This is a genomic window from Pseudomonas sp. NIBRBAC000502773 (genome assembly GCF_006517195.1).
Classification (GTDB): domain Bacteria; phylum Pseudomonadota; class Gammaproteobacteria; order Pseudomonadales; family Pseudomonadaceae; genus Aquipseudomonas; species Aquipseudomonas marginalis.
This window is the reverse complement of sequence record NZ_CP041189.1, coordinates 4,285,406-4,298,907: the sequence shown is the minus strand read 5'-3', so window position 1 is coordinate 4,298,907 and position 13,502 is coordinate 4,285,406. Positions and strand designations below refer to the sequence as shown.

The following is a 13,502-nucleotide window of genomic DNA, read 5'->3' as shown; positions in this document are numbered from 1 at the left end:
TGAAGCAGGCTGTTCAGCTTAGGTTCAGCGTCGTACCGGACGCTTCTGCAGCTTGCGTTGCAGGGTGCGCCGGTGCATGCCCAGGGCGCGGGCAGTGGCGGAGATATTGCCTTCGTGTTCGGTGAGGACGCGCTGGATGTGTTCCCACTGCAGGCGGTCCACCGACATCGGGTTTTCCGGCACCAGGGTGTCGAGGTCGGCGTGCTCGGACAGCAACGCAGCCAACACATCGTCGGCATCCGCCGGTTTGCACAGGTAGTTGCAGGCACCGCGCTTGATGGCTTCGACAGCCGTGGCAATGCTGGAGTAACCGGTGAGGATCACCACGCGCATTTCCGGGTCGAGTTCCAGCAGCTTGGGCAACAGCACCAGGCCGGAATCGCCGTCCATTTTCAGGTCGAGCGCGGCGTAGTCCGGCAAGTCGGCCTGGGCGATGGCCAGGCCTTCTTCGGCGGAGCCGGCGGTGCTCACGCGAAAGCCGCGACGGCTCATGGCGCGCGCCATCACGCGGGTAAACGTGGCGTCATCATCTACCAGCAACAGGTGCGGCAGTTCTTCGCCTTCGACTTGGATCTCGTCACTCATCGATATCTCCTCGTGCGACACGGGGCAGGCGCAGCTCGGTGAGCGTACCGCCTTCCTCATGACTATAGAGCTTCACTGAGCCGCCCGCGCGGGTCACGCTGGCCTTGCTCAAAAACAGGCCCAGGCCGAAGCCTTTGCCCTTGGTGGTAAAGAAAGGTTTGCCGATCTGCTCGGCGATGGCCAGCGGCACGCCTGCGCCGTGGTCGCGAATGCTGATCGTCAAGTCATCCACATCCCAATCCAGCCGGACTTCCAGGCCTTCGGGGCAGGCGTCGGCGGCGTTGTTCAGTAGATTGAGCAAGGCTTGGGTCAGGTCCGGCGGAGGCGCCAGGCGCGGCACGGCCCCCTGCCCCAGCAGATGGAAACGGTAGCTGGCTTCGGGGCGCATCAGGTGCCAGCGGTTCAGGGCTTCGTCGAGCCACTGGGTCACGTCCTGCATCTCGACCGCCAGGCGGCGATTGGCTTCAGCCGCGCGTACCAGTTGCTGCAAGGTTTGCTTGCATTGCTTGACCTGTTCGCGCAGCACGCCGAGATCCTCTTGCAGCGCCGGGTCGTGATGGTCCTGGGTCATTTCGTTGAGCAGCACGCTCATGGTCGCCAGCGGCGTGCCCAATTCGTGAGCCGCGCCGGCGGCCTGGGTGGCGACGGCGAGCAGTTGCTGGTCACGCAGGCCTTCTTCGCGGCGAATGGCGCGCAGTTCTTCCTGGCGGCGCAGCTCTTCGGCCATGCGCGCAGCAAAAAAAGTGATCACGGCGGCAGACAGGGCAAAGCTCAGCCACATCCCGTAGATCTGCAGGTTTTCGCGGGCGATGGGGAATGTCTGCAACGGATAGAACCGTGCCAGCAGCAGGGTGTACAGGGTCAGGGCGATACCCGACAGCACCACCGAGTAGCGCCACGGCAAGGTCACCGCAGCGATGGTCAGTGGCACCAGGTAATAAGACACGAACGGGTTGGTGGAACCGCCGGAGAAATACAGCAACACACTGTGGATAAACAGGTCGCAGGCCAATTGCAGGGCGTATTCCAGCTCGGTCACCGGCCAGGTGGTGCGCAACCGAATGGCGGTAAACACACACAGCACGATGGAGAAACCCAAGGTCACGCCCAATTGCAGCCACGGCAGCGGCAGCAGGTCGAACCAATAGGCGAGCCCGACCGAACCAGCCTGCGCGGCCAGTACCAGGGTACGAATGAACGTCAGGCGCCAGAGGTTCTGGCGAGTGGCGGAAGTCAGTTTTACGGCGGCGAGCATGAGCTCTCCCGATGAGCGCTGCAGGCGGATCGGCAGGAGTATAAACGAAGCGGGCACGCTGGCATGGCGCGTGTGGCTCTTTGCCGCAGGCCGGGCGAACGACCGTTCGTCGGCGGCCGCACAATGTGTAGCGAATATGTAAACCCGAAGAACCCGACACCACCGTCTACAGTCATACCGATACGAACACCCTAAGGAGCTTCCATGTCTCGTTTCACTCGCAGTGCAGTTGTTCTCACCCTCAGCGCAAGCGCCCTGGCCAGCCTTCCGGCACTGGCCGCCGATGCACTGAATTACAACCAGATTTCCCTGCGCGCCGAGGTCAGCCAGGAAGTGGCCCGCGACAAAATGATCGTCACCCTCTACACCGAGTCCCAGAACGCCGACCCGGCCAAGCTCGCCGCCGAAATCACCACCACCATGAACAAGGCCCTGGGCCAGGCGCGCGAAGTCCAAGGCGTGACTTTGCGCCAGGGCAGCCGTAACAGCTACCCGATCTACGACAACAAGAACCAGAAGATCACCGGCTGGCGCGAGCGCGCCGAACTGCGCCTGGAAAGCGCGGACTTCCCGGCGCTGTCCAAACTCACCGGCGAGTTGCTCAATACCCTGAAAATGGAAAACATGGACTTCGCCATCGCCGACACCACGCGCAAGACCAGCGAAGACGCCCTGCTCAAGGACGCGGTCGCCGCCTTTAAAGCACGCGCACAACTGGCCACCGATGCGCTGGGCGGCAAGGGTTACAAGATCGTCAACTTGAACTTCAACACCAATGGCTACCCACAACCTTATGCCCGTGGCGGAATGATGATGAAGGCGGCCATGATGGATTCAGCACCGACGCCGGAAGTGGAGGCAGGTACCAGCCAGGTCAGCATGAGCGCCGATGGGGTGATCGAAGTGCAGATGCCGTAACCCCTACCCGGCAAACCTGAACGGCGGTAACCTCGGTGACCGCCGTTTTCGTTTGGGCAGCGTTTATATGCCTGCCACTTCTAGGGGTCTCCATGGAAAGAACCACCTTCAAACCGCTCCTCCTTGCCGCAAGCCTGCTGGCCTTTATGCCGATGGCCCATGCAGCCAGCACCCTGGTCTACTGCTCCGAAGCCAGCCCCGCCGGTTTCGACCCCAGCCAGTACACCAGCGGCACCGATTTCGATGCATCCGCCGAAACCGTGTTCAACCGCTTGACCCAATTCAAGCGTGGCGGCACCGAAGTCGAACCGGGCCTGGCCACACGCTGGGAGGTGTCCAAGGATGGCCTGGCCTACACCTTCCACCTGCGCGAAGGCGTCAAGTTCCACACCACTGACTTCTTCAAACCCAGCCGCGATTTCAACGCGGATGACGTGCTGTTTACCTTCAATCGCCTGCTGGATGCCGAGAGCCCGTTCCGCAAGGCCTACCCTTCCGAATCACCGTACTTCACCGACATGGGCCTGAACACCACGATCAAGAGCGTCGACAAACTCGACGAGCACACCGTGCGTTTCAACCTGAACAACGTCGATGCCTCGTTCGTGCAGAACCTGGCCATGAGTTTTGCCTCCGTGCAATCGGCCGAGTACGCCGCCCAGCTAATGAAGGAAGGCAAGGCCGAAGACATCAACCAGAAGCCGGTAGGCACCGGGCCATTTGTGTTCAAGCGCTACCAGAAAGACTCGCAGATTCGCTACGTGGCGAATAAGCAATACTGGAAACCCGAGGATGTGAAACTCGACAACCTGGTGTTCGCCATCACCCCAGACGCTGCGTCACGCCTGCAAAAACTCAAGGCCGGCGAATGCCAGGTCAGCGGCTACCCGCGCCCGTCGGACATCGAGGTGATGAAGCAGGACCCCAACTTGCGCGTGCTGCAGCAAGCCGGTTTCAACCTGGGCTTCCTGGCTTATAACGTGACCCACCCCCCGCTGGACCAACTCAAGGTGCGCCAGGCCCTGGACATGGCCATCGACAAGCCGGCGATCATCAAGGCGGTGTACCAGGGCGCCGGACAATTGGCGCAGAACGCACTGCCACCGGCGCAGTGGTCTTATGACCCGACCATCAAGGATGCCCCGCACGATCCGACCAAGGCCCGCGCGCTACTAAAAGAAGCAGGGGTTGCACCGGGCACCACCATCAACCTGTGGGCAATGACCGTCCAGCGCGCTTCCAACCCGAACGCGCGCATGTCGGCCCAGATGATCCAGCAGGATTGGGAGAAAGTCGGCATCAAGGCCAATATCGTCAGCTATGAGTGGGGCGAATACATCAAGCGCGCCAAAAATGGCGAGCACGATGCGATGATTTATGGCTGGACCGGCGACAACGGCGACCCGGATAACTGGCTCGGCGTGCTCTACAGTTGTGCTGCGGTCAAGGGCAGCAACTACGCCAAATGGTGTAACCCGGCCTACGACAAACTGGTGCAGCAAGCCAAGGTCAGCAGTGACCGCGAGCAGCGCATCAAGTGGTATCAACAGGCACAAAAAATTCTTAAAGAACAAGTACCTATAACGCCCATTGCAAACTCGACGGTTTTCCAACCCCTGCGCAAGGAAGTGAAGGACTTCAAGATCAGCCCCTTTGGGCTGACACCGTTCTACGGCGTGAGTCTAGATAAGTAACAGCAATGCCCCAACCGAGTGCGCCAGACGCCTCGGTTGACCCTCTCTGGTGCACCTTATGCACCGAAAAAAACCCATAAATACGTTCAAATATGTCAAAACTTTCATAATTGCGACATTCCTGTACGTTCGTACCACTCTTTCCGCCTTGCGACGGTTCAGCATCTTGCAATGGGTATGGCGCCTGCATAAGTATCCGCAGGCCGACTCACGAGGTCGCCCTCACCACCAAAAATGACAACAAATCATGAGGCCAACATGCTTAAACACGCAGTCCTTCCGTTATTAGTGAGCGCTGGCCTTATGGCCGCGGCCCCATTCGCCCAAGCGGCGACTAACCTGGTGTTCTGCTCCGAAGGGAGCCCGGCCGGTTTCGATCCAGGCCAGTACACCACCGGAACAGACTTCGATGCTTCGGCCGAAACCATGTTCAACCGTCTGAGCCAGTTCGAACGAGGCGGCACCGCCGTTGTTCCTGGCCTGGCCACCAGCTGGGACGTGTCCCCGGATGGCCTGACCTACACCTTCCACCTGCGCGAAGGCGTCAAGTTCCATACCACCCCATACTTCAAGCCGACTCGTGAATTCTCGGCTGACGACGTCCTGTTCACCTTCAACCGGATGATCAACAAAGACGATCCATTCCGTAAGGCCTACCCCACCGAGTTCCCGTACTTCACGGACATGGGGATGGACACCAATATCAAGAACATCGAGAAGGTCGATGCCCACACCGTCAAGTTCACCCTTGGCACCGTGGACGCCGCATTCATCCAGAACCTGGCCATGAGCTTCGCTTCCATCCAGTCGGCTGAATACGCAGCCCAGCTGTTGAAAAACGGCACGCCCCAGGACATCAACCAGAAGCCGGTCGGTACTGGCCCGTTCGTATTCAAGAGCTACCAGAAAGACTCGAACATTCGCTACACCGGCAACAAGGACTACTGGAAACCTGAGGACGTGAAGATCGATAACCTGATCTTCGCCATCACCACCGATCCGTCGGTGCGTATCCAGAAGCTGAAGAAAAACGAGTGCCAGATCACCTTGTTCCCACGTCCGGCCGACCTCAAGGCGCTGGGTGAAGACAAGGACCTGAAACTGCCGCACCAGGCCGGTTTCAACCTGGGCTATGTCGCCTACAACGTCATGGACAAGGTCAAGGGCAGCGACCAGCCCAACCCACTGGCTGACCTGCGCGTGCGCCAGGCGCTGGACATGTCGGTGAACAAGCAGCAGATCATCGACTCCGTCTACCAGGGCGCAGGCCAACTGGCGGTCAACGCCATGCCGCCAACCCAATGGTCCTACGACACCACCATCAAGGACGCCAAGTACGATCCCGAGAAAGCCAAGGCGCTGCTCAAGGAAGCGGGTGTCAAGGAAGGTACCGAGATCGTTCTGTGGGCGATGCCGGTTCAGCGTCCGTACAACCCGAACGCCAAGCTGATGGCTGAAATGCTGCAAAACGACTGGTCCAAGATCGGCCTGAAGGTCAAGATCACCAGCTACGAGTGGGGCGAGTACATCAAACGCTCCAAAGGCGGCGAGAACCAGGCCATGATCATTGGCTGGAGCGGCGACAATGGTGACCCGGACAACTGGCTGAACGTGCTGTTCGGCTGCGACTCCCTGGCCGGTAACAACTTCTCCAAGTGGTGCGACAAGAAATTCGACGGCGTCGTGAAAGAAGCCAAGGCTACGTCGGACGTCGCCAAACGCACCGAGCTGTATAAGCAGGCGCAACATATCCTCAAAGATGCAGTCCCGATGACACCTATCGCGCACTCGACGGTGTATCAACCCATGCGCAACACCGTACAGGACTTCAAGATCAGCCCGTTTGGCCTGAACTCCTTCTATGGCGTGAGCGTAAGCGGCAAGTAAGGACCAATGACGGCGACGTTTAATAACGTCGCCGTCATTGCATCCGCCTGGACCGTAGGCAATAGACCACGCTCGTAATCGCCGCTTCCTACAGCTGCGAACTGCGACAAGTAGCTCTTTTGCCTACAAGGTCAGTCCAATTTGGCGCATTTACTGCGCAGTCCGCGACCCATACCGTCGTAGGACAGCAGAGGCTCCAACCTGGGAAAGGCACTTGCTGTGTGTGGGATCAGTAATGTCCCCCTGGCCGTACGCCAGGGTGATTGCTTGCTGATGACAACTACAAACAAGGATCGGGATCGTCATGCGCCATACCACCGTTCTATCCGCAATTTTTGGCACCAGCCTGCTGGCCGTAGCCACGATGGGCCAGGCGGCCGACAAGAAGAGCCTGGTGTTCTGCTCCGAAGGCAGCCCGGCAGGGTTCGACACCGCGCAGTACACCACCGCCACCGATAACGATGTGGCCGAGCCGCTGTACAACCGCCTGGTTGAGTTTGAAAAGGGAGCGACCAACGTCGTACCTGGGCTGGCGACCAAGTGGGACATTTCCGAAGACGGCCTGACCTACACCTTTCACCTGCGTGAAGGAGTGAAGTTCCACAGCAACAAGGAATTCAAGCCGACGCGGGATTTCAACGCCGACGACGTGCTGTTCACCTTCAATCGCATGCTTGACCCCGACCATCCATTTCGCAAGGCCTACCCCACCGAGTTTCCGTATTTCAACGGGATGAGCCTGAACAAGAACATCGCCAAGGTCGAGAAAACCGACCCGCATACCGTGGTGATGACGCTGAACTCGGTCGATGCTGCGTTCGTGCAGAACATCGCCATGAGCTTTGCCGCCATCCTGTCGGCCGAATACGCCGAGCAGTTGCTCAAGGAAGGCAAGCCCAGCGACATCAACCAGAAGCCGATCGGCACTGGCCCCTTTGTCTTCCAGCGCTATCAGAAGGACTCGCAGATCCGCTATGTGGGCAACAAACAGTACTGGGACCCGAGCAAGGTCAAGCTGGACCAGCTGATTTTTGCCATCAACACCGACGCTTCGGTGCGCGTGCAAAAACTCAAGGCCGGCGAATGCCAGGTCACCCTGCACCCGCGCCCGGCCGACGTCGACGCGCTCAAGGCCGACCCGAACCTGCAACTGCTGACCAAGCCGGGCTTCAACTTGGGCTACATCGCCTACAACGTGCGCCACAAGCCCTTCGACCAGCTCGAAGTGCGCCAGGCGCTGGACATGGCGGTGAACAAGCAGAGCATCCTCAACGCCGTGTACCAGGGCGCGGGGCAGTTGGCAGTCAATGCCATGCCGCCGACCCAGTGGTCCTACGACGACAGCATCAAGGACGCCGCCTACAACCCGGAAAAAGCCAAGGAACTGCTCAAGGCCGCCGGCGTGAAGGAAGGTACCGAGATCACCCTGTGGGCGATGCCGGTGCAACGGCCGTACAACCCCAACGCCAAGCTGATGGCCGAGATGCTGCAAAGCGACTGGGCCAGGATCGGACTGAAGGTCAAGATCGTCAGCTACGAGTGGGGCGAATACATCAAGCGCACCAAGAACGGTGAGCACGATGTCAGCCTGATCGGGTGGACCGGCGACAACGGCGATCCGGACAACTGGCTGGGCACCCTCTACAGCTGCGACGCCATCGGCGGGAACAACTACTCCATGTGGTGTGACCCGGCGTACGACAAGCTGATCAAGCAAGCCAAGGTCGTGACCGACCGCGAACAAAGGACTGTTCTGTACAAACAGGCACAGCAACTGCTCAAGCAGCAGGTGCCAATCACACCCGTCGCCCACTCGACGGTCAACCAGCCGTTAAGCACCAAAGTCGAAGGCTTCAAAGTAAGCCCCTTCGGCCGCAACGTGTTCTCGGGCGTCAGCATTAACCCATAAGAAAATAACCGGATTGCAGGGAGCGAAGTTGGCTCTCTCGCAAACGTGCAGCCTTTTATTGGGAAATTTCCTACGGCAAACGTTTGCAACAGCTTGATCGAGTTACACACCCAATAGCCGGATCACCAAAAAAGACCGGCATTAAAAAGAGAACCAAAGGAGCTTCAACCCATGAAACTGAGCAGCAAAGCGCTTCTGGCCTTGGCCATCAGCAGCATCACGGCCACCGCCTATGCTGAGCCCGCCAGCCAGGACTTCGTTCCGACCACATTGGCCGGCGCCAGCGCCCAAAGCGAGGCCAAAGGCTTTATTGACGGTCAAAGCCTGGGCGGTACAACCCGTAACTGGTACTCCAGCGAGAAGAAATTCCGTGGCCAGCGTTTCTCCTATGAGAAACACAATCAGACGCGCACCGACGCAAACCGCACAAACTGGGTACAAGGCACCATCCTCAATTACTCCTCGGGCTTCACCCAAGGCACCGTGGGGGTGGCGACCGAAGTCGCGGCTTACAACGCCGTGGTCCTGGACCGCAGCAAGCGTGATATCAAGGGCGGTTCCAACCGTACCCTGGCTGACTCCGACGGCGATGCAGTAGGCCAGTGGAGCAAACTGGGCCTGGCGAACGTCAAGTTCCGCGTGTCCAACACCACCTTGACCGCCGGTCGCCAGAACTTCAGCAGCGGAATCGTCGATACCATCGGCAACCGTGCCCTGCCTTCGAGCTTCGAGGGTGTGAGCTTCAACAGCGAAGAGTTCAGCAACTTGTCGTTCCAGGGCGGCATCTTTGATCGCGTTTCGCCGCGTACCGAACAAAGCCTGTCGAAATTCCGTTCCGAGTACGGCAATGGCCAGGAAACCGACAAGGTCAAGACCCTGGGCTTCAACTACCAGCCGTTCAAGAGCCTGAAAACCAGCGTGTTCGCCGCTAACGTCGAAGACTTCTGGAACCAGTACTACTTCGGTGCCACCCACGAATTGGGTGATGCACAGACCCTGGCACTGACCACCGGCCTGAACTACTACAAAACCACCGACACCGGCAGCAAGAAGATGGGCAACATCGACAACGACACTTACTCGTTGTCCCTGGGGCTGACCCACCAGGCCCACAGCCTGACCTTCTCGTACCAGGAAGTTAACGGTGACGAGTACTTCGACTACCTGCACGAAACCAACGGCATCTACCTGGCCAACTCCCTGACCTCCGACTTCAACAGCCCGAACGAGAAGTCCTTCCAGATCGCCTACGGCATCAACATGGCTGAATACGGCGTGCCGGGCCTGAAGTTCAACGTCTACTCGGCGCGCGGCTGGGGCATCGACGGTACTCACTACAACGGTACCGCCTACGGTGAAGCCGGCGCTTCGCGTAGCGACCTGCGCCTGATGGACGGCGAGAAACACCAGGAATACGGGGTTGGCACGTCCTACGCGATTCAGAGCGGCCCACTCAAGGCCACCACCATCCGTGGCACCTACGTGACTCACCGCGCCAGCGCACAACAGGCTGACGGCAACATCAAAGAGTTCCGCCTGGTTACCACCATCCCGTTCAACATTCTTTAACTAGCACCAGGTAGACGGCAGGCTCAGGACGAGCCTGCCGTCTACGCTTGTCTGGTCCCATCGATTGCAGAGGGCTCTGAATGAAAATGCTCCCGCTACAAGCTGCCGTTGCCGCTGCGCTGTTAAGCGTGGCTATCGGCGTATCGGCCAAACCCCTGGTGGTCTGCACCGAAGCCAGCCCGGAGGGTTTTGACCCGGTCCTGTACACCACGGCCGTCACCGCCGATGCCGCCGCCGAAACCATGTTCAACCGCCTGGTGGACTTCAAGCCCGGCACCACCGAGATCGTGCCAGCGCTCGCCACTTCCTGGGAAATCAGTGACGACGGCCTGACCTATACCTTTCATCTGCGCGACGACGTCAAGTTCCACACCACCGACTACTTCAAACCCACGCGCAACATGAATGCCGACGACGTGCTCTGGAGCTTCCAGCGTCAACTGGACCCGAAACACCCGTGGCACAACAAATCCAGCGTGGGCTACCCGTACTTTGAAAGCATGGGCTTCAAGGAACTGCTCAAGAGCGTGGAGAAGACCGATGACCATACCGTGGTCTTCACCCTGACCCGCCCTGAGGCACCGTTCCTGGCCGATGTCGCGATGCCGTTCACCGCCATCCACTCCGCCGAGTACGCCGACAAGCTACTTGCCGCCGGCAAGACCGAAGAGCTCAACAGCAAGCCGATCGGCACCGGCCCGTTCATTTTCACGCGCTACCAGAAGGACGCTCAGGTGCGCTTCAAGGCCAACCCGGAGTACTTCCGTGGCAAGCCTCCGGCCGATCCGTTGATCCTGGCCATTGCGGTCGACAACAACGTGCGCCTGCAGAAGCTCAAGGCCAACGAATGCCAGATCGCGCTGTATCCCAAGCCCGACGACCTTCCCAGCATCAAGAAAGACCCGAACCTGAAGGTCGCCGAACTGGCGGCGATGACCACCGCATACACCGCCCTGAACACCACCCACAAATACATGAGCGACGCGCGGGTGCGTCACGCGATCAACATCGCGTTCGACAAGAAAGGCTACAACGAATCCCTGTATGGCAAAGGCAACGCAGTGGATGCCACCGGGCCGTATCCGCCGACCCTGCTGGGCTTCAACGACAAGCTGAAAAACCCTGAACGCGACCTGGACAAGGCTCGTGCCCTGCTCAAGGAAGCCGGTGTACCGGAAGGCACCGAGTTCACCCTGTTCACCCGTAACGGCGGCGGCCCGACCAACCCGAACCCGATGCTCGGCGCCCAGCGCATGCAGGCGGATTTGGCGCAGATCGGCCTGAAGGTCAATATCAAGGTCATGGAATGGGGCGAAATGCTCAAGCGCGCCAAAGCCGGCGAGCACGACATGGTTTCCGCCGGCTGGGCCGGTGACAACGGCGATCCGGATAACTTCCTTACGCCGAACCTGAGTTGCGATGCAGCGAAAAACGGCGAAAACTACGCCCGCTGGTGTAACAAAGAGTTTCAGGACTTGATCGATAAGGCCCGCGCCGACGCTGAACCCCAGCAGCGGGCCGCACTCTATCAACAAGCCCTGGAGGTTTTCGACAAGGACCAACCGTGGATTCCCATGGCGTACCCGAAAATGTTCACCGCCATGCGCAAGAACGTCGAGGGTTATACCCAAAGCCCTCTGACGAACAATAACTTCGCCACCACCCAGGTGAAGTAAATAAGAGAAACGCTCGGCACCGCCCACCAGGACGGTGCCGAACCTGCCTAACCGGCTGATTGAGGTACACCACAAGATGTTTAGTTTTATTGCCCGCCGACTGGGGTTATTGATCCCCACGTTTTTCGGCATCACGTTGCTCACGTTTGCGTTGATACGCATGATCCCTGGCGACCCTGTCGAAGTCATGATGGGCGAGCGGCGCGTCGACCCCGAGATGCACGCACAGGCAATGGAACGCCTTGGCCTTAACAAGCCGCTGTACGCGCAATACCTGGACTACGTCGGCAAGCTCGCCCACGGCGACCTTGGCGAATCCCTGCGTACCCGTACCAGCGTGTGGACCGAGTTCACCGCCCTCTTCCCGGCGACCCTGGAACTGTCCATGGCCGCCCTGTTGTTCGCCGGCATCCTGGGCCTGTTGGCCGGGGTGATCGCGGCACTCAAGCGAGGATCCCTGTTCGACCACGGGGTGATGGGCATCTCCCTGGCGGGCTATTCGATGCCGATCTTCTGGTGGGGCCTGATCCTGATCATGTTCTTCTCCGTGAGCCTGGGCTGGACCCCGGTGTCCGGGCGCATCGACCTGCTCTACGACATCGAGCCGCGCACCGGCTTCATGCTGATCGACACCCTGCTGGCCGACGAGCCGGACGCGTTCTGGGATGCGCTGCACCACCTGATCCTGCCGGCCATCGTGCTCGGTACCATCCCGTTGGCAGTGATCGCGCGGATGACCCGTTCATCCATGCTCGAAGTGCTGCGTGAAGACTACATCCGCACCGCCAAGGCCAAGGGCCTGTCGCCGGCGCGCGTGGTGTTCGTGCACGGCCTGCGTAACGCGCTGATCCCGGTACTCACCGTGGTCGGCCTGCAAGTCGGCACCCTGCTGGCCGGTGCGGTGCTGACCGAAACCATCTTCTCGTGGCCCGGCATCGGCAAATGGCTGATCGAAGCCATCGGCGCGCGGGACTACCCGGTGGTGCAAAACGGCATCCTGCTGATCGCCTGTCTGGTGATCCTGGTGAATTTCGTGGTGGACATCCTCTACGGCTTCGCCAACCCACGCATCCGTCACCAGCGCTGAGATCATGACCATGACCACACCTACTCAAGTGTCAGCAGTCGATCAAAGCCTGCTGTACCCGTCGCCGTACAAAGAATTCTGGCAAGCCTTTTCCAAGAACAAGGGCGCGGTTGCCGGCCTGCTGTTCATGTTGCTGATCGTGTTCTGCGCGATCTTCGCCCCCTGGGTAGCGCCGCATAACCCCAGCGAGCAATACCGCGATTTCCTGCTGACCCCGCCGTCATGGCTGGAAGGCGGGCAGATCCAGTTCCTGCTCGGCACCGACGAACTGGGCCGCGACCTGCTCTCGCGCCTGATCCAGGGCTCGCGCCTGTCCTTGCTGATCGGCTTGTCGTCGGTGGTGATGTCGCTGATCCCGGGCATCCTGCTGGGTCTGTTCGCCGGGTTCTTCCCGCGCCTGCTCGGCCCGACCATCATGCGCCTGATGGACATCATGCTGGCCCTGCCCTCGCTGCTGCTGGCGGTTGCCATTGTCGCGATCCTCGGCCCTGGCCTGATCAACACCGTGATCGCTATCGCCATCGTGTCGCTGCCGTCCTACGTACGTCTGACCCGCGCTGCGGTGATGGGCGAGCTGAACCGTGACTACGTGACTGCCGCCCGCCTCGCCGGCGCCGGCCTGCCGCGCCTGATGTTCATCACCGTGCTGCCCAACTGCATGGCCCCGCTGATCGTACAGGCCACCCTGAGTTTCTCCTCGGCGATCCTCGATGCCGCGGCCCTGGGCTTCCTTGGCCTTGGCGTACAACCGCCAACCCCCGAGTGGGGCACCATGCTGGCTTCGGCCCGTGACTACATCGAACGCGCCTGGTGGGTGGTGAGCCTGCCTGGCCTGACCATTTTGCTCAGCGTGCTGGCAATCAACTTGATGGGTGACGGCCTGCGCGACGCGCTGGACCCGAAACTCAAGAACGCCGCCTGA

The 13,502-nt window shown here is 59.9% G+C and carries 10 protein-coding genes; 8 read left to right on the top strand and 2 right to left on the bottom strand.

Features of this window, described 5'->3' with window-relative positions; all coding sequences use genetic code 11:
- Positions 1 to 24: 24 nt before the first annotated feature.
- On the bottom strand, positions 25 to 585 hold the full coding sequence (locus NIBR502773_RS19755; RefSeq protein WP_010565532.1) for a response regulator transcription factor: 561 nt from the start codon (positions 583 to 585) through the stop codon (positions 25 to 27).
- Positions 578 to 1,840 (bottom strand): ATP-binding protein, encoded by a 1,263-nt coding sequence (locus tag NIBR502773_RS19750; RefSeq protein WP_065938508.1) that lies wholly within the window; start codon positions 1,838 to 1,840, stop codon positions 578 to 580. The genes NIBR502773_RS19755 and NIBR502773_RS19750 overlap by 8 nt, the downstream gene beginning before the upstream one ends.
- A 204-nt stretch (positions 1,841 to 2,044) precedes the next feature.
- Here NIBR502773_RS19750 and NIBR502773_RS19745 point away from each other — a divergent pair, with 204 nt between their 5' ends.
- From NIBR502773_RS19745 to NIBR502773_RS19710, 8 genes are all read left to right on the top strand, one after another.
- Positions 2,045 to 2,758, top strand: coding sequence for an SIMPL domain-containing protein (locus tag NIBR502773_RS19745; RefSeq protein WP_027604852.1), 714 nt, complete (start codon positions 2,045 to 2,047; stop codon positions 2,756 to 2,758).
- A gap of 92 nt (positions 2,759 to 2,850) precedes the next feature.
- A complete protein-coding gene (locus NIBR502773_RS19740) occupies positions 2,851 to 4,452 on the top strand; it encodes an ABC transporter substrate-binding protein (RefSeq protein ID WP_141156743.1) in 1,602 nt (533 codons plus the stop codon).
- Positions 4,453 to 4,710: 258 nt separating this feature from the next.
- A complete protein-coding gene (locus NIBR502773_RS19735; protein WP_141156742.1) occupies positions 4,711 to 6,339 on the top strand; it encodes an ABC transporter substrate-binding protein in 1,629 nt (542 codons plus the stop codon).
- A gap of 364 nt (positions 6,340 to 6,703) precedes the next feature.
- Positions 6,704 to 8,248, top strand: a complete 1,545-nt coding sequence (locus tag NIBR502773_RS19730; protein WP_373682394.1) for an ABC transporter substrate-binding protein — start codon at positions 6,704 to 6,706, stop codon at positions 8,246 to 8,248.
- Positions 8,249 to 8,419: 171 nt separating this feature from the next.
- On the top strand, positions 8,420 to 9,817 hold the full coding sequence (locus tag NIBR502773_RS19725; protein WP_027604856.1) for an OprD family porin: 1,398 nt from the start codon (positions 8,420 to 8,422) through the stop codon (positions 9,815 to 9,817).
- An 80-nt stretch (positions 9,818 to 9,897) separates the two neighbouring features.
- A complete protein-coding gene (locus tag NIBR502773_RS19720; RefSeq protein ID WP_027604857.1) occupies positions 9,898 to 11,493 on the top strand; it encodes an ABC transporter substrate-binding protein in 1,596 nt (531 codons plus the stop codon).
- Positions 11,494 to 11,569: 76 nt separating this feature from the next.
- Positions 11,570 to 12,580, top strand: a complete 1,011-nt coding sequence (locus NIBR502773_RS19715) for an ABC transporter permease subunit (protein WP_003215992.1) — start codon at positions 11,570 to 11,572, stop codon at positions 12,578 to 12,580.
- Between the two features lie 10 nt (positions 12,581 to 12,590).
- Positions 12,591 to 13,502 (top strand): ABC transporter permease subunit, encoded by a 912-nt coding sequence (locus tag NIBR502773_RS19710; RefSeq protein ID WP_027604858.1) that lies wholly within the window; start codon positions 12,591 to 12,593, stop codon positions 13,500 to 13,502.